Here is a 672-nt window from a genome sequence, read left to right on the forward strand (position 1 = left end):
ACCTGCAGCCGCACCCGGCTGATCCGCCCGAATCCCGGGCGGCTTCCCGAAGTGAGCTCGTAGCCGCAGACCCGGGCCTCCAGCCGCGTGGGCGCGCCCTGCCAGTCGCCGTCGGTGACCAACACGGTGCACCCCTTGCTGCGGGCCCGCGCCCGCCCGCGCCGACGACCTGCTGCCTGAATCGGAGTCCCAGCTGGCGTTGCCGCCGTGGCTGGCGGAGTCGCTGCCGGCGCCCCTGCCGCGCGGGACGGTGGCGGTACTCTCGGGCGCCCGGTCGCTGCTGCTGGGCATGGTGGCCGCGGTAACGGCGGCAGGCGGCAACGTGGCAATCGTCGGCCAGCCGGACATCGGACTGCTGGCCGCCGCGGAGATGGGGGCGGATCTGAGCCGGGTCGCGGTGATACCGGATCCCGGAACCGATCCGGTGGAGGTGGCCGCGGTGCTCGTCGACGGTATGGATCTGGTGGTTCTCGGTCTGGGCGGGCGCCGGGTGCCGCACACCCGGGCGCGGGCGGTGGTGGCGCGGGCCCGCAGCAAGGGGTGCACCGTGTTGGTCACCGACGGCGACTGGCAGGGCGCGCCCACGCGGCTGGAGGCCCGGGTCTGCGGCTACGAGCTCACTTCGGGAAGCCGCCCGGGATTCGGGCGGATCAGCCGGGTGCGGCTGCAGGT

At 74.9% G+C, this 672-nt stretch carries 2 pseudogenes; one reads left to right on the plus strand and one right to left on the minus strand.

Annotated elements, in window-relative coordinates:
• Positions 1–152: pseudogene (locus A5697_RS28840) on the minus strand (hypothetical protein); the annotation flags it as partial.
• Here A5697_RS28840 and A5697_RS26525 point away from each other — a divergent pair.
• Positions 152–672, plus strand: a pseudogene (locus A5697_RS26525) (hypothetical protein); the annotation flags it as partial. The pseudogenes A5697_RS28840 and A5697_RS26525 sit on opposite strands and share 1 nt — an antisense overlap.

Source organism: Mycobacterium sp. E3251 (assembly GCF_001666835.1).
Classification (GTDB): domain Bacteria; phylum Actinomycetota; class Actinomycetes; order Mycobacteriales; family Mycobacteriaceae; genus Mycobacterium.